16 protein-coding genes and 1 riboswitch are annotated in these 15,435 nt (G+C 69.2%); of the genes, 8 read left to right on the plus strand and 8 right to left on the minus strand.

Annotated elements, in window-relative coordinates; all coding sequences use genetic code 11:
* Nucleotides 1–33 precede the first annotated feature (33 nt).
* Nucleotides 34–1,335, minus strand: coding sequence for an MFS transporter (locus ABTX24_RS02805; protein ID WP_350837282.1), 1,302 nt, complete (start codon nucleotides 1,333–1,335; stop codon nucleotides 34–36).
* A 67-nt stretch (nucleotides 1,336–1,402) separates the two neighbouring features.
* Between ABTX24_RS02805 and ABTX24_RS02810 the strand changes: the two genes are divergently transcribed.
* From ABTX24_RS02810 to ABTX24_RS02820, 3 genes are all read left to right on the plus strand, one after another.
* Nucleotides 1,403–1,987 carry an ArsR/SmtB family transcription factor gene (locus ABTX24_RS02810; protein WP_350716156.1) on the plus strand — a complete coding sequence of 195 codons (585 nt, stop codon included), beginning with the start codon at nucleotides 1,403–1,405 and terminating at the stop codon, nucleotides 1,985–1,987.
* A gap of 113 nt (nucleotides 1,988–2,100) precedes the next feature.
* Nucleotides 2,101–3,009, plus strand: coding sequence for an HpcH/HpaI aldolase/citrate lyase family protein (locus tag ABTX24_RS02815; protein WP_350837284.1), 909 nt, complete (start codon nucleotides 2,101–2,103; stop codon nucleotides 3,007–3,009).
* Between the two features lie 71 nt (nucleotides 3,010–3,080).
* A complete protein-coding gene (locus ABTX24_RS02820) occupies nucleotides 3,081–4,001 on the plus strand; it encodes a methylenetetrahydrofolate reductase (RefSeq protein ID WP_350716160.1) in 921 nt (306 codons plus the stop codon).
* A gap of 19 nt (nucleotides 4,002–4,020) precedes the next feature.
* Here the strand turns inward: ABTX24_RS02820 and kynA are convergent, their stop codons facing one another.
* From kynA to ku, 7 genes are all read right to left on the minus strand, one after another.
* Nucleotides 4,021–4,818: a tryptophan 2,3-dioxygenase gene (gene kynA, locus ABTX24_RS02825; RefSeq protein WP_350837286.1), complete on the minus strand. Its 798-nt coding sequence runs from the start codon at nucleotides 4,816–4,818 to the stop codon at nucleotides 4,021–4,023.
* Nucleotides 4,815–6,071: a kynureninase gene (gene kynU / locus ABTX24_RS02830; RefSeq protein ID WP_350837288.1), complete on the minus strand. Its 1,257-nt coding sequence runs from the start codon at nucleotides 6,069–6,071 to the stop codon at nucleotides 4,815–4,817. The genes kynA and kynU overlap by 4 nt, the downstream gene beginning before the upstream one ends.
* The gene (kynB, locus tag ABTX24_RS02835; RefSeq protein WP_350837290.1) at nucleotides 6,068–6,700 is read right to left on the minus strand and encodes an arylformamidase; all 633 of its coding nucleotides are present in this window, start codon (nucleotides 6,698–6,700) and stop codon (nucleotides 6,068–6,070) included. The genes kynU and kynB overlap by 4 nt, the downstream gene beginning before the upstream one ends.
* Nucleotides 6,701–6,828: 128 nt before the next feature.
* Nucleotides 6,829–7,644 (minus strand): alpha/beta fold hydrolase, encoded by an 816-nt coding sequence (locus ABTX24_RS02840; protein ID WP_350837292.1) that lies wholly within the window; start codon nucleotides 7,642–7,644, stop codon nucleotides 6,829–6,831.
* Nucleotides 7,645–7,652: 8 nt separating this feature from the next.
* The gene (locus ABTX24_RS02845; RefSeq protein WP_350837294.1) at nucleotides 7,653–8,972 is read right to left on the minus strand and encodes an RNA polymerase sigma factor; all 1,320 of its coding nucleotides are present in this window, start codon (nucleotides 8,970–8,972) and stop codon (nucleotides 7,653–7,655) included.
* Nucleotides 8,969–9,328 (minus strand): YciI family protein, encoded by a 360-nt coding sequence (locus ABTX24_RS02850; RefSeq protein WP_160024737.1) that lies wholly within the window; start codon nucleotides 9,326–9,328, stop codon nucleotides 8,969–8,971. Before ABTX24_RS02850 ends, ABTX24_RS02845 begins: the two co-directional genes overlap by 4 nt.
* Before the next feature lie 110 nt (nucleotides 9,329–9,438).
* Nucleotides 9,439–10,293 (minus strand): non-homologous end joining protein Ku, encoded by an 855-nt coding sequence (ku, locus tag ABTX24_RS02855; RefSeq protein WP_160024736.1) that lies wholly within the window; start codon nucleotides 10,291–10,293, stop codon nucleotides 9,439–9,441.
* A gap of 110 nt (nucleotides 10,294–10,403) precedes the next feature.
* On the opposite strand from ku, the gene ABTX24_RS02860 reads away from it, so the two are divergent.
* From ABTX24_RS02860 to prfB, 5 genes are all read left to right on the plus strand, one after another.
* Complete coding sequence (locus ABTX24_RS02860; protein WP_350837297.1) at nucleotides 10,404–11,372, plus strand: ATP-dependent DNA ligase; 969 nt, start codon at nucleotides 10,404–10,406, stop codon at nucleotides 11,370–11,372.
* On the plus strand, nucleotides 11,372–12,289 hold the full coding sequence (gene ligD / locus ABTX24_RS02865) for a non-homologous end-joining DNA ligase (RefSeq protein WP_350837299.1): 918 nt from the start codon (nucleotides 11,372–11,374) through the stop codon (nucleotides 12,287–12,289). Before ABTX24_RS02860 ends, ligD begins: the two co-directional genes overlap by 1 nt.
* A 14-nt stretch (nucleotides 12,290–12,303) precedes the next feature.
* On the plus strand, nucleotides 12,304–12,984 hold the full coding sequence (locus ABTX24_RS02870; RefSeq protein ID WP_176884042.1) for a response regulator transcription factor: 681 nt from the start codon (nucleotides 12,304–12,306) through the stop codon (nucleotides 12,982–12,984).
* Between the two features lie 227 nt (nucleotides 12,985–13,211).
* A riboswitch (cyclic di-AMP (ydaO/yuaA leader) is annotated at nucleotides 13,212–13,374 on the plus strand.
* A gap of 2 nt (nucleotides 13,375–13,376) precedes the next feature.
* A complete protein-coding gene (locus ABTX24_RS02875) occupies nucleotides 13,377–14,192 on the plus strand; it encodes a C40 family peptidase (RefSeq protein WP_350837301.1) in 816 nt (271 codons plus the stop codon).
* A 123-nt stretch (nucleotides 14,193–14,315) separates the two neighbouring features.
* Nucleotides 14,316–15,434, plus strand: a complete 1,119-nt coding sequence (gene prfB, locus ABTX24_RS02880) for a peptide chain release factor 2 (protein ID WP_160024731.1) — start codon at nucleotides 14,316–14,318, stop codon at nucleotides 15,432–15,434.
* Nucleotide 15,435: the final 1 nt, after the last annotated feature.

A 15,435-nucleotide genomic window follows, 5' to 3' on the forward strand; every position in this document is an offset into this window, starting at 1 on the left:
AGCAAAACGTTGCGTTGGGGGACTTTGAGAAGGTTAGCCTTGCGGAACCGGATTTTTACGCTCTGAAGTGCGTGTGTGGCCGAGGTTGTCGTCGTTCGAGGCCAGGGTCTGCCAGTCCGCGGGGCGCGGGATCGATCTCACCGAACGGGCGAGCGTGGGGATGAGAGCGGCGAGAGCGACCAGCGCCGTGACCGCGAGCACCGCGGTGGTGCCGTCGGTGACGGCGAGCAGTGCCCCGGCCAGGGCGGGCGCCAGCGGGATCGAGAGCATGGAGACGAACTGGGCCGCGGACTGCACGCGTCCGACCAGCTCCGGTGGGGTGATCGCCATCCGGTACGCCGAGACGCCGGCGTTGCCTGCGGGGTTGAGGAAGAGGCCGACGGAGACCGCCAGGGCCATCACCGCCGGGTGGGTCCAGAACGCCAGCGGGATCGAGAGCGGCACGAAGCTCCACGCGACCAGGGCGGTGAGTCTGCCCGTCGGGATCCTGTCGATGAGCCAGGGAGCGACCAGCGCGCCGAGGATCCCGCATGCTCCGATCGCCGCCTCCGCCAGTCCGATCTGCCAGGCCGGGAACCCGGCCTCGATCAGTCGCAGCAGGGCCATGAAGAAGAGCGCGTTGACGGCGAGGTTGGCGGCGGGCCCGAAGAAGAGCAGCGTACGTAGGAATGGCTGCCGCCAGCTGTAGCGCAGTCCGGCGACCAGGTCGGCCGAGGCCTTCTCGCGAGGCACGCGGGCGAGAGCGGGCGGGGCCGAGAGGTCGGCTCGGACGCGTCCGAGGAGCAGCCAGCCGGCGGCGTACGCGATGGCGTTCCCGGCGAACGGCGCCCAGCGGGTGACGCCGAGCAGCACGCCGCCGAGCGGCCCGCCGAGCAGTCCGGCGATGTGCTGGCGTGCCTGCTGCTGGGAGAGGGCCGTCGGGAGGTCGTCGGCCGCGACGACCGATCTGATCGCTGAGTTCTCGGCCGGGAGGAAGAGCCCGTTGAGCGCTCCGGTGAGGAGGGCCACGAGGAGCAGGTGGGGGAGGGTGAGCGAGCCGAGGATCCCGGCGACCGCGAGCGAGGCGTACAGGACGATGCCCGACCCGTGCGCGAACCGCATGATCCGCAGCCGATGGCGGCGGTCGGCGATCACCCCGGCGGGCAGCAGCATGCCCACCATCCCGATGAGGTGGATCGCCTCCGCGGACGCGGCCCAGAAGGCGGATCCGGTCATCGCGTAGGCGACCAGGGGCATCGCGAAGAGGCTCACCCGGGTCCCGAGCTCGGCGACGGTGGCACCGATCCAGAGGGCGGTGAAGTCGTGGTTGCGGGCGAGCTGGCGGTAGGAGGGCATACTCGCACCATAGGGTGCGCAAGATATGTTGCGCAATATGTGTTGCGGAATTCTGTAGACTGCGGCCATGGCTACGTACGACGACCCGCGGATCCTGCGCGCGATCGCCCACCCGACTCGCAACCGGGTGCTGCACGAGCTGTCCGCAGCGGGATCCCTCCGCGCCGCGGATGTCGCGCAGCGCACCGGCATCCCGGCCAACCAGGCCAGCTTCCACCTGCGCCAGCTGGCGAAGTACGGCCTGGTGGAGGTCGACCCCGACGCCGGCCGGGACAAGCGCGACCGTGTCTGGCGGCTCACCGACGACGACATCACCATCAGCCCGAGAGAGATGGTCCAGCAGCCCGGAGGCGAGGCGGCGTACACGGTGTTCCAGCGCAGCTCCGTCGCCTGGGGCCACCACCTGGTCGACGAGGCCTTCAAGGTCTCTCCGGAGGACGATCCCGCGAAGCGTTACGTGTCGGAGTCCTCCCTGCGGCTGACCAGCGACGAGGCGCTCCAGCTGCAGCAGGAGCTGAACCAGATCGTGGCGCGCTACCGCGACACCGGCCGCCAGCCATCCGGCGAGGAACGGGACCTCTACTCGGTCTACCAGATCGTCCAACCGATGCCGGACCTGGCCGGTGAGCCCGATCCGGAGGCGGCGACGTGAGTCATGTCTCAACGCGCGCCTCAGGCCTGCTCCTACTCGCGAGTCACCGAGAAGTTGGTTTACCGTCCGAAGTCGCGGCCATTCCAGGACGCCAGTAGGGAGATAGACGAACGATGAGCACGAGCCAGATCGCCGAGAAGCGCGAGGTCCGCGAAGCCAACCGAGTCGAGGGCCACAACGCCCGGTCCTGGCTCCTGGTCTCCGCGATGCGTACGGAGATTTTCGATGACGCCCAGCTGAGCCGAGCCGACCAGATCATCCTCGACATGGAGGACGCGATCGACACCTCCCTCAAGTCGCAGGCGCGCGAGAACGTGACCAGCTGGCTCAAGGGTGGCGGCCGTGCCTGGGTGCGCATCAACGACTGGACCACCGAGGACTGGAGCGAGGACCTCGCGGCGCTGGCCGGGATCGAGACGCTCGCCGGGGTGATGCTCGCGAAGACCGAGTCGCCGGACCAGGTGACCGACACGTTCCAGCGGCTCGGCGGCTCGACCCCGGTGATCCCGCTGCTCGAGTCGGCGCTGGGGATCGAGGACGCCGCGACGATCGCTCGCGCCCGCGGTGCCTATCGGCTCGCGTTCGGCTCGGGTGACTACCGCCGCGACACCGGTGCAGAGAACGACCCGCTCGCGATGGCCTACCCGCGGACCAAGCTCGTCCTCGCCTCGCGGATCGGCAACCTCCCGGGCCCGATCGACGGCCCGACCGTCGGCAGCAGCCACCCGCTGCTCCGTGAGCAGGGCGCCGACGGCGTCGCGATGGGCATGACCGGCAAGCTCTGCCTCGATCTCGAGCAGCCCGCGGTGATCAACGAGTCGTTCAGCCCGTCCCCGTCGGACGTGACCTGGGCCTACGAGTTCCTCCACAAGTTCGAGGAGGGTGGCCGCGTGATCCGCGACGGCAGCGACAAGCCCCGTCTGGCCCGCGCCGAGACGATCAAGCGCCGTGCCGAGCTTTTCAAGATCAAGCCGGACACCGAGGCCTACGACGCCCCCTCCTTGGGGCCGAGCGTCTACTGATCGACGCCGACTCGGCGCTCTGGGATGGGACAGACGCGCCGGGTCGGCACGGCTCAGCTAGCGTTGATGTCGTGGATCTGCAGCAGCGCATCAATGACCGGGCCGGTGAGATTCTCCTGTTCGCCGTCACCCCGCCGAGGGTGACGACGGCACCCGAGAGGGTGCAGCAGATCGCGGAGGTCACGCTCGAGCGGATCCGGCCCCTCGATGTCGACGGGCTGATCCTCTACGACATCGACGACGAGTCCGACCGCAACCCCGAGGAGCGACCGTTCCCGTTCGTACGCACCCTCGATCCCGCCGAGTTCCTCGAGCGCAACCTCGCCGGTCTCGACGTGCCGGCCGTCGTCTACCGGGCCACCGGGAAGTACGACGAGCCGACGCTGCGCGACTGGGTCAAGACCCAGGACCCGGCCAAGGCGCTGTCGGTCTTCGTCGGCGCCTCCTCGGGTGAGAAGCGGGTCGCCACCAGCCTGCGCCGCGCCCAGCAGATCCGGAACGAGGCCAACCCCGACCTGCTCCTGGGCGCCGTCGCGATCCCTGAGCGGCACACGGCCAAGGGCGACGAGCACCTCCGCCTGATCGCCAAGCAGGAGGCGGGCTGCTCCTACTTCGTCACCCAGGTCGTCTACGACGTCAACGCCGCCAAGAACCTCGTCTCCGACTACCGCTACGAGTGCGAGACCCGTGGCCTGCAGCCGGTGCCGATCGTGTTCACCTTCTCCGTCTGCGGCTCGATGAAGACCCTCGAGTTCCTCCGCTGGCTCGGCGTCGACGTCCCGCGCTGGATCGAGAACGAGCTGCGCCACGCCACCGACACCCTCGACGCCTCGCTCGAGCAGGCCGAGGCGACGGCGATCGAGCTGATGTCGTTCTGCCGTCAGCTCGGTGTGCCGTTCGGCATCAACATCGAGTCCGTCTCGATCCGCAAGGTCGAGATCGAGGCCTCCGTGCGTCTGGCCGAGCGGCTCCGCGGCAAGCTGGCCCGCTGAGGTCGGTCGCGCGGAGCGGCTACAGCCCCGTACGCATCGCCCACAGCTCGGGGAACAGGATGATGTCGAGCTGCTTGCGCAGGTAGGAGACCCCCGAGGTCCCGCCGGTGCCGACCTTGAACCCGATGATCCGCTCAACGGTGGTCACGTGCCGGAACCGCCAGACCCGGAAGGCGGTCTCCAGGTCGGTGAGCTCCTCGCCGAGCTCGTAGAGGTCCCAGTGCTTCTCCGGGTCGCGGTAGACCTCGCCCCAGGCCGCTTCGACGGCGTCGGAGGCGGCGTACTCCTGCTTCCAGTCCCTGTCGAGATGGTCGGCCGGGATGTCGAAGCCGCGCCGGGCCAGCAGGCGCAGCGACTCGTCGTAGAGCGACGGACGTCCGTACGCCGCCAGCACATCCTGCTCGTGCGGCCGCCCCTCGTGCACGCGGAGCGTGTAGGCGGCCTTGTTGCCGAGCGCGAACTCGATGCAGCGGTACTGCCACGACTGGAAGCCCGAGCCGGTGGCCAGGTAGGGGCGGAACTTGTCGTACTCGGTCGGGGTCAGCGTCGAGAGGACGTCCCAGGCGTGCACGAGCTGCTCCATGATCCGGGAGACCCGGGCCAGCCCCTTGAACGCCGGGCGCACCGCATCCTCGGCGAGGAGGCGCTGAGCCTCGGTCAGCTCGTGCAGCGCGAGCTTCATCCACAGCTCCATCGCCTGGTGCTGCACGATGAAGAGCATCTCGTTGTGGTCGCCCGAGAGCGGGTGCTGCGCGCCGAGCACCTCCGGCAGGTGGAGGTAGTCGGAGTAGTCCATCGGAAGGTCCTGCGTGCTCATGTGACTGCTCCTCGGGTCCAGAAGCGCTCGTCGCGCCATTCGTCGTTGTCCATCACCGAGACCAGGTGGTCGACGGCGTTCCAGACGTCGACGTAGCGGGTGTAGAGCGGAGTGACGCCGAAACGGAGGATGTCCGGCGTACCTGCTCGGAAGTCGCCGACCACACCGCGCTCGATGAGCGCCTGCACGATCGCGTACGCCCCGTCGTCGGCGACGCTCAGCGACAGCTGGCTGCCCCGCTGGGTGTCGTCCAACGGCGACTCGATGGCGAACCCGGGAAGCCGGGACGCGACGAGGTGGGCGAAGAGCCGGGTCAGCGCGAGCGACTTCTCCCGGATCGCCTCGAGACCGCCGTACGCCTCGGCGGCCAGCAGCGTGTCGACGCCGCACTCCAGGGCGGAGATGCCGATGACGGCGGGGGTGCCGGACAGGTAGCGCGAGACCCCCTCCGCGGGCCGGTAGCCCGGCGACATCTCGAACGGTGCCGCGTGACCCATCCAGCCCGACAGCGGCTGCTCGAAGCGGTCGACGTGGCGCGGGTTGACCCATAGGAACGCCGGCGAGCCGGGGCCGCCGTTGAGGAACTTGTAGCCGCAGCCGATCGCGAAGTCGGCGTCAGCGCCGCGAAGGTCGACCGGCACCGCGCCGGCCGAGTGGCACAGGTCCCAGACGGCGAGCGCGCCGTGCTCGTGCGCGAGCGCGGTCACCGAGGCCATCGAGTGCAGGTAGCCGGTGCGGTAGTTGACCTCGGTCAGCATCAGCACCGCGGTGCGGTCGAGCAGTCCCTCGATCTCGTCGGGGGAGTCGACCAGGATCAGCTCGTAGCCGCGCTCGCGGCACAGCGAGGAGGCGATGTAGAGGTCGGTGGGGAAGTTGCTCCGCTCGCTGACCACGACCCGGCGCTCAGGTGAGTCGACGGACGCGATCGAGAGCGCCGAGGCGAGCACCTTGTAGACGTTGAGCGAGGTCGAGTCGGCGACCACGACCTCGCCCTGACCGGCGCCGACGAGCCGGGCGATCTTGTCGCCGACGCGCTGGGGGAGGGTGATCCAGGACGCGGTGTTCCAGGACTCGATCAGCCCCTGGCCCCACTCCTGGGTGACCACCTCGGCCACCCGGCCGGCAGTGGCTCGGGGGAGGGCGCCGAGCGAGTTGCCGTCGAGGTAGATCGTCTTCTCGGGCAGGTCGAAGAGGTCCCGCAGCGGAGCCAGCGGGTCGGCCTGGTCGAGAGCGACCGCATCGTCGCGGTTCATTCGTTGATCTCCTTGATCGGCCTGAGCACGGCCCGCACGGGCGCGGCGTCGGCGGTGGTGAGCTTGAGGGGGAGCGCGATCAGCTCGTAGTCGCCCGCGGGCACCTCGTCGAGCAGCAGGTTCTCCAGGATGCGTACGTCATGACGGTGGGTCGCGAAGTGGGCCGGAAGATCCTTGGAGGAGGACGGGTCCAGACTGGCCGCGTCGGTGCCGACCAGCTGCACGCCGTGGGCGGCCAGGAGATCGATCAGGGCGGGGTCGATCGCGCAGAAGTCGTCGTCCCAGGTCGTCGGCTGGGTCGCGTACGTCCGGAACAGCACGCGCGGCGGCAGGTCGGTGACGTCGATGTCGTCGACGGTGACCAGCGGCCGCACCCCTGAGACGTCGACCACGCGGCACGGACCGAGGAACGGCTCCAACGGCATCTCGCCGGCGGGCGTGCCACCGTCGGTGAAGTGCAGCGGAGCGTCCGCGTGCGCGCCGACGTGGGCCGACAGGGTCAGCTCGGCGACGTTGACCGGGCAGCCGGGGCCGATCCGAAACGTCCAGCCGACCTCGGTCGCGTGGTCACCGGGGAAGACCGGCGAGTCGACGTGAACGGGTGGTGAGATGTCCCACAGTTGCGCCATGTTCCGCAGCCTAGACGACCCGATTTTCCGTCGACTCGGCGCGTCGTGACAGGTCATCCCGTCGAGTCGGCGCATCGTGACCGATCATCCCGCCGAGTCGGCGCGTCATGACGAGCCGACTCGGCGCTTCAGGCGGAGAAGAACTCCGTCGCCACCGGAGCCAGCGCCGACGCCTTGACCATGTGGTCCTGCCCGTCGAGGACGACGTAGCGGCCCTCGGGAACGGCCTGGGAGATCGCCTGCTGGGCGTTGGTCATGTAGGTCGGGCTCTTGCTACCCGCCATCGACAGCACGGGCACCGACACGTTCTTGAAGTAGCCGCCCGGCAGGGGCAGACCCTGCTGGAACGGCACGCACATGCCCAGGTCGTAGACCAGCGTGTGGGCGACCGGGGTGAGCTTCTTGAAGGCCGGGGTGAGCCGCATGATCTTGACCGCGACCAGCGGCATGCCGACCACGCGCATGAACAGCTCGATCGCGGCGGCCCGCTTGCCCTTCTCCACCAGCTTCTGGACCTGCTGCGCCAGGTCGGCGTCGTTGGGGCGGTGGGTGTCATCGAGGATGAGGGGCGCCTCGTAGGCGACGATCTTGTCGATCGGCAGCCCGGCCCGCGCGGCCTCCAGGGCGAGGAACGCACCCGAGCTCAGGCCCAGCAGATGGGCGTGCCCGCCGGCCGCCTCGATCACCGCTCCCAGGTCGGCGACCTCCTGCTCGACCGCCTCCATGGTGCCGGCGGCAGCAGGCTTGGCGACGTTGCTGTCGCCGCGGCCGCGACGGTCGTAGCGGTAGACGGTGAACCGGTCCGAGAACGCGTCGGCCAGCTCCTTCGACGGCCCGAAGCCGCGGTAGCACATCGCCCCGTCGACCAGGACCAGCGCCGGGCCGGTGCCGACGACGTCGTAGGCGATCGTGGTGCCGTCGGCGGAGGTGGTGGTTGTGGTCATCGTTCTGCTCACTTCTCTCGCGGTGGTCGAGCCCCAGGAGACCCGGTTGATACTGACGCGTCGGACGAGACCTCGTCGCTTCGACACGCGGCCGCACGTTTCTCGAGAAGCTCCTGTTCGCCGGCGTTGGTGGTCAACGAGGCCGCCTCGTCGAACGCCGCCGCGGCCTCGAGGTGCCGTCCGGCCCGGTGCAGCAGGTCACCACGTACGCCGACGGGCAGATGCGACCCCGGAAGCGCTCCCTCGGGGAGTGCCGCCAAGATGGCCAGCCCGGCATCGGGACCGAAGGCGCGCCCGTGCGCCACCGCGCGATTGACCTCGATGATCGCGCCCGGGACGCCGGTCGCGAGCATGTCGTAGAGGCGTGCGATCTCGGCCCAGTCGGTGTCCTCGGCCCGCCGGGCGCGGCCGTGGCACGCGGCGATCATCGCCTGCACCAGATAGCTCCCGCCGGGCGTGCCGGAGGAGGCCAGCGCCGTCGCCCGGTCGACCGCGGCCAGGCCACGGCGCAGCAGCAGCTGGTCCCAGCGGGTCCGGTCCTGGTCCTCGAGCAGCACCGGGTGACCCTCGGCATCGGCCCGGGCCGCGAGCCGTGACCCCTGGATCTCCAGCAGCCCCTGCAGCGCCTGCGCGTCGGGATCCCCCGGGGCGTGCGCGGCCAGCATGCGGGCCAGCCGCATCCCCTCCAGGCACAGCTCGGGGCGCGTCCACGACGGCCCCGACGTCGCCGCGTACCCCTCGTTGAAGACCAGGTAGATCGTCTGCATCACGTCGCGCAGCCGTGCCGTCCGCTCCTCGCCGGTGGGCAGCTCGAACGAGGCCCCGACCTCGGCCAGAGTGCGCTTCGCCCGCGAGATCCGCTGGCCGACGGCCGACTCCTTGGCGAAGTAGGCCCGGGCGATCTCGGCGGTCGTCAGACCGCCCACGAGCCGCAGCGTCAGCACCGTGCGGGAGTCGGGCGCCAGCGCCGGATGGCAGGAGAGGAACATCAGCCGCAGCACATCGTCCTCGATGTGGTCGACCGCGGCAGCCAGGTCAGGCATCTCACCCTCCTCCAGTTCATGGCCCAGCAGGGCGACCTTGCGGCGCAGCACCTCGTCACGGCGGAACCCGTCGATCGCGCGCCGCTTCGCGATCGACATCAGCCACGCGCCGGGGTTGCGAGGGATGCCCTCGTGCGGCCACTGCTCCAGCGCCGCGACGAGGGCATCCTGGGCGAGGTCCTCGGCCAGGTCGAGGTCGTGCGTCATCCGCGCCAGACCGGCGAGGAGACGTACGGACTCGTTGCGCCAGACCGCGACGATCGCGTCCTCGGTGGGCGAGCTCATTCAGCCGGGGTCGGCGGACCGAACAGCGGCCGCATCTCCACGGCCACGTCCTGTCCGGGCCACAGCTCCTCGTGGAGCTGGATCATCCGGCGTCCGAGCTCGATCGCCTCGTCGGGCGAGCGGACCTCGAAGAGCGAGAACCCGCCGGCGACCTCCTTGGCCTCCGCGAACGGCCCGTCGATGTGGGTCACCTCCCCGGCGGTCAGCCGGATCTCCACCGCGGGACCGAGCCCGTCGGCGTCGAGCAGGATGCCGTCGGCGTACTGCTGCTTGATCTCGGCCTCCACCGCCTCGATCAGCGCGGCCGGCGGCGGCCCGGCGTCGGGGGCCATCTTCACGAACATCATGTAGCGCATCTGCGTCTCCTTGCGTGTCGGCGTCGCGTCCGTTGCGCGTCGTCGCCTACGCGTCGAGGAGAGCCTGCCGCTTTCGACACGCCCGCACCAGAGATTTCGGTACGTGTCGCCTACGACGCCTTTGATGCCTTCGACTTCTTCGTCGTCTTCTTCTCCTCGGCCTCCTCGGGGACCTCCTCGCCGCGCGACTTCTTGGCCGCGGCGACCGAGCGCTGCAGGGCGGCGAGCAGGTCGACGACCTCGCCGGAGGTCTTGGTGGAGGTGGGGGTCCGCTCGACCTCGCCGCCCTCGATCTTGGCCTTCACCATCTCCTCGACGGCGCTGGCGTAGTCATCGGAGAACTCCTCGGGATGGAAGTCGCCCGCGAGGGTCTCGACGAGCATGTTGGCCATCTTGATCTCGGAGTCCTTGATCTCGCCGGCCTCGACCTTGAAGTCGGGCACGCGGATCTCGTCGGGCCACATCATCGTCTGCAGCACGATCACGTCGCCGTTGTCGGTCGGCCGCACCCGCAGCGCCGCGACTGTGGTGCGCTGGCGCAGCGCGACGGTCACCAGGGCGACCCGATCGGCCTCGAGCAGCGCCTGGCGCAGCAGCGCGTAGGGCTTGATCCCGGTGTTCTCCGGCTCCAGGTAGTAGCTCTTCTCGAAGAGCATCGGGTCGATCTGGTCGCTCGGCACGAACTTCTCCACCGCGATCTCGCGCGAGGAGGTCGTCGGCAGGTTGGCGAAGTCGTCGTCGGTGAGCACGACCATCTCGCCGTCCTCGGTCTCATAGCCCTTCGCGATCTCGGAGTAGGGCACTTCCTCGCCGTCGATCGAACAGATCCGCTGATAGCGGATCCGGCCACCGTCGGACTGGTGCACCTGACGGAAGGAGACGTCGTGGGACTCCGTCGCCGAATAGAGCTTCACGGGCACGCTGACCAGCCCGAACGACACCGCGCCCTTCCAGATCGCACGCATGGTGACTCCCTCCGTAACGGCAACGTCTTGCCCAGTATCTGCCGTATTCCGTTTTCGCGGTACCCCTTAACCCCACGCGTCACACGGCCTCCTGGAGGCAAGATGGACACATGCGGCCCATGCTCGCCACGCCCGGCGCCCACGTTCCCCCGGGGGAGGAGTGGGTCCATGAGGTCAAGTGGGACGGCATCCGGCTGGTCGGAGAGTCCGAGCAGGGACGTACGCAGACCCGCCTCGCGACGCGCAACGGCAACGACGCGACCCCCGCCTGGCCCGAGATCGCGACCGGGCCGACGCGCGACATCGTCGTCGACGGTGAGGTGATCGCGCTCAACGACGCCGGGCTGCCCGACTTCCGGGTGCTCATGGACCGGATGCACAACCGCGACGTCCGCCGGGCGGCGCGGTTCGCGGAGCGGATACCCGCGACGTACATGGTCTTCGATCTGCTCCGGCTCGATGGGCGGCTGCTCATCGAGGAGCCCTGGGCGGAGCGCCGCAAGATCCTCGAGGCGGTCCATGCCGACGGCGATCTGGGCTCCTGGCAGGTGCCGGCGACGTACGACGACGGCCGGATGCTCCATGAGGTCACGAAGCAGCAGGGGCTGGAGGGGATCGTGTCGAAGCGGCGCGGAAGCCGCTACCGGCCGGGGGAGCGGAGCAAGGACTGGATCAAGCTGGCCCACCGCTACCGGGCCTCGCTGGTGGTCGGCGGCTGGCGACCCGAGGTGGGCACCGAGGGCGGCACCGAACGACTCGGCGCCCTGCTCGTCGGGCAGCCGACGCCCGAGGGCCTGATCTACCGTGGGCGGGTCGGCAGCGGCATCACCGGCAAGCGGGCCCAGCGGCTCGGGGAGCTGCTGCGCGAGACCAGCCGGAGCCCCTTCGCCGGACCCGACGTCGATCCGGACGGGGGAGTGCCGTCGCTGGACGCTCGGGGCACCCACTGGGTCGAGCCGCTCCTGGTCGTCGAGGTGGAGACCCACGGCACTGCTGTCGCGTCGGCGAGCTACAAGGGCCGGCTGCGACAGCCGAGCTTCATCGGCATCCGCGAGGACATCGAGCCGGAGGATCTGTGATGGTCGAACGAGAAGAGGTACGCGTCGAGGTCAACGGCCGGGTCCTGACCCTGACCAGCCTCAGCAAGGTGCTCTATCCACGCACCGGCATGACGAAGGGCGAGGTGCTCAACTACTACGCCCAGGTCGCGCCGGCGCTCCTGCCGCAGCTCCAGGACCGTGCCGTGACGAGGATCCGCTGGCCGCACGGCGTCGGCGACATGTCGTTCTTCGAGAAGAACGCACCGGCCGGCACGCCCAGCTGGGTCCGTACGGTCATCGTTCCGACAACGGGATCCCGAACCGCCGACCACAGGGAGGGAACACTCACCTTTCCGATCCTCGACAGCCTCGCCGCCCTCACCTGGGCCGCGAACCTCTCCGCGCTGGAGCTGCACGTCCACCAGTGGACGGTCGGCAGCGACGGCACCCCGGCAGGCGCGAACCGGATCGTGATCGATCTCGACCCCGGTGAGCCGGCCGGCCTGCAGGAGTGCTGCGAGGTGGCGCTGCTGGTGCGCGAGGCGCTGGGCGCCCGTGACCTCGCCGCGACGCCGGTGCTCAGCGGGAGCAAGGGCGTGCACCTGTACGCCGCCCTGCCCGAGCCTGTCGAGCCGGACGTCGCCACGGCGCTGGCCAGGGAGATCGCCGAGGACCTCCAGAAGGCGCACCCGAGCAAGGTGACCGCGACGATGACCAAGAGTCGCAGGTCAGGCAAGGTTTTCCTGGACTGGTCGCAGAACTCGGGATCGAAGACGACGATCTGTCCCTACTCGCTGCGGGGCAAGGGGATCCCCACGGTCGCGGCCCCGGTGACCTGGGACGAGGTCGCCCAAGGGGCCGAGGATCCGCTCGCTATCGACCAGCTCGGACCTAACAATGTGATCACGCGCTTATCTGAAAGGGGGGATCTCTTCACAAGCCCTACGGGGCTGTAACTATTGTTCTCTTCATGTCGAACTCCGTGCTTGTCGTAGAAGACCAAGAGGACATCGCTGCTCCCCTGGTGCGCACGCTCCAGCGTGAGGGCTATGACGTCACCTGGGTCGACTCCGGCAAGAAGGCGCTGGAGCTGCTGGCACCTCCGTACGACGCCGAGCTGGTGCTGCTCGACCTGGGCCTTCCGGACATGGACGGGCTCGAGGTCTGCAAGGCCGCTCGCGACAACGGCTACGAGGGCGGGATCATGATCCTCACCGCCCGTGACGCCGAGATCGACCTGGTCGTGGGGCTCGACGCCGGTGCCGACGACTACCTGGCCAAGCCGTTCGCGCTGGCCGTCCTCCAGGCGCGGGTCCGCGCCCTCCTGCGCCGCTCGGGCCCGGTCGAGCCCGGCGCCGACGACGACGCCCTGCGCATCGACGTGGCTGCCCACCGGGTCTACGCCGGCGAGCGCGAGGTGACCCTGACCGGCAAGGAGTTCGCGCTGCTGGCCGTCCTGGCCGCCTCCCGCGACAAGGTCGTCTCCCGCGACCGGCTGATGGCCGAGGTCTGGGACGAGAACTGGTACGGCTCGACCAAGACGCTCGACGTCACCGTCGGACGCCTGCGCCAGAAGCTCGAGGCAGCCGGTGTGCAGGAGAAGGTCGTCGCCGTCCGCGGCGTCGGTTTCCGTCTCGAAGCAGCGGAGTAAACGCAAGTTCGACACGGTGTCATACGCGTGTTCAGTGCGTGAGATGTTTCACAAACGACGGCAAAGTCACGCGTGAACACGCCGTTTGTGCTTCAGATTCGGCCATTCGGGATTGGATCCGTTCCAGATCGCATGTCACCTTGGATGAGCCGTGCAGAACGCACGACCGGCCCCGGTACACGCCGAATCCTGTCCCTCCGGACGCCGGCCCCTACTACTGAACCCCCTTTACCCTCACACTCAGCAGTACGTATGGGACAGGAGCGGGGGACCCAAGTTCCACGCGACTAACTCGGACGGTCGCTTGGGGTGAAGCCATCGCCACGATGGCCGGGCAACCTTCTAGCCCGAACCCGACAGCTCACCTCGCAGGCGTGGGAAGGAACTCACGCATGTCCAAGTCCGTATCTCATCCTGCCCATCGAGGCGCGCCCCGCCCGTTCCGGTCGCCGAACGTCTCGATCGCCCGGACGATCGCAGGATCTCTCAGTGGCCACGGCAAGCTCCTCGGCCGCATCACCCTCGCCAGCGGCATCGCCGCCGGTGCCCTGGTGGCAGTCCCCGCCGCCAACGCCGCGCCGGCCTCCCATGAGACCACCTCCGTCGAGTCGGCCGTCGAGCCGGCCAAGGTGGTGGAGGCTCCGACCCTGGAGGCCTCGGCCACCCCCACGGCGATGCTCACCGACATCAAGCAGCTCGAGAGGGCTGTCGAGGTGCAGGAGCGCAAGGCCGAGGCGGCCCGCAAGGCCGCCGAGGCGAAGCGCAAGGCAGCGATCGCCGCCAAGAAGGCCGCGGAGGCGAAGAAGAAGGCCGAGGCCGAGGCCAAGGCCTTCGCCGCGAGCCAGGAGGGCAAGATCGAGCGCGCGATCAGCGTCGCCTCGGAGCAGATCGGCGACCCGTACGTCTGGGGCGCCACCGGTCCGAGCTCGTTCGACTGCTCCGGCCTGACGCAGTACGCCTTCAGCGCCGCCGGCATCGAGCTCCCCCGGGTCTCGCGCGACCAGGCGGCTGCGCTGCCGACGATCCCGAACGACCAGATCCAGCGCGGCGACCTGATGTTCTGGGGCAGCCCGGTCTACCACGTGGGCATCTTCCTGCGCTGGGAGAATGGTCAGGCGATCATGCTGCACGCCCCCAAGCCGGGCGCGTCCGTTCGTGAAGAGGCTGCCTGGGACGGCTGGTTCGCCGGCTCGACCCACCAGGCCTGAGGCTTCTCGGGACCCATATATCCCCCTGGCGCTCGCCCTCCGGTTCCCCTACCGGAGGGCGAGCGCATATTTGCGGGGTCGGCGAATCGGGCGGCGAACCACCGGTCAAGTAACCTGTAAGACGTGGCAGGCCCCGAATTCGACACCGAGATCAAGCAGCTCCAGGCAACGATGCAGACCATCGGCCAGGTGCTGGACCTGGACGCGATGCGCAAGGAGATCGCCGACCTCGGCGAGCAGGTCGCCGCGCCCGACCTCTGGGACGATCAGGACAACGCCACCCGCGTCACCGGACGTCTCTCCCTGCTGCAGGGCGAGCTCAACAAGTTCACCGAGCTCCGCACCCGCATCGAGGACCTCGGCCTGATGGTCGAGATGGCCCAGGAGGAGGGCGACGCCGATTCGCTCGCCGAGTCCGAGGCCGAGCTGGGCCGGGTGAAGAAGGCCGTCGAGAGCCTGGAGATCCGCACCCTGCTCTCGGGGGAGTACGACTCCCGCGAGGCCCTGGTGACGATCCGCTCCGGCGCCGGTGGCGTCGACGCCGCCGACTTCGCCGAGATGCTGATGCGGATGTACGTCCGCTGGGCCGAGCGCAACAAGTACCCGGTCGAGGTCTTCGACACCTCCTACGCCGAGGAGGCCGGGCTGAAGTCCGCCACCTTCGCGATCCACGCCCCCTACGCCTACGGCACCCTCTCCGTCGAGGCCGGCACCCACCGTCTGGTGCGGATCAGCCCCTTCGACAACCAGGGCCGTCGTCAGACCTCCTTCGCCGCGGTCGAGGTCGTGCCCGTGCTGGAGCAGACCGACGAGATCGAGATCGACGAGAACGACATCAAGGTCGACGTCTACCGCTCCTCGGGCCCCGGTGGCCAGTCGGTCAACACCACCGACTCGGCGGTCCGGCTGACCCACATCCCGACCGGCACCGTCGTCTCCTGCCAGAACGAGAAGTCGCAGCTGCAGAACAAGGCCGCCGCGATGATCGTCCTCAAGGCCAAGCTGCTCGCGCTGAAGAAGGCCGAGGAGGAGGCGCAGATCAAGGAGCTCAAGGGCGACGTCGCCGCCTCCTGGGGCGACCAGATGCGCAACTACGTCCTCAACCCCTACCAGATCGTCAAGGACCTGCGTACGACCTACGAGGTCGGCAATCCGCAGGCGGTCTTCGACGGCGACATCGACGGGTTCCTCGAGGCCGGCATCCGGTGGCGCCGCGGCGCCGAGAAGGCCGAACAGAACTGAC

This window comes from Nocardioides sp. NPDC127514 (assembly GCF_040302125.1).
In the GTDB taxonomy this organism is placed as follows: Bacteria; Actinomycetota; Actinomycetes; order Propionibacteriales; family Nocardioidaceae; genus Nocardioides.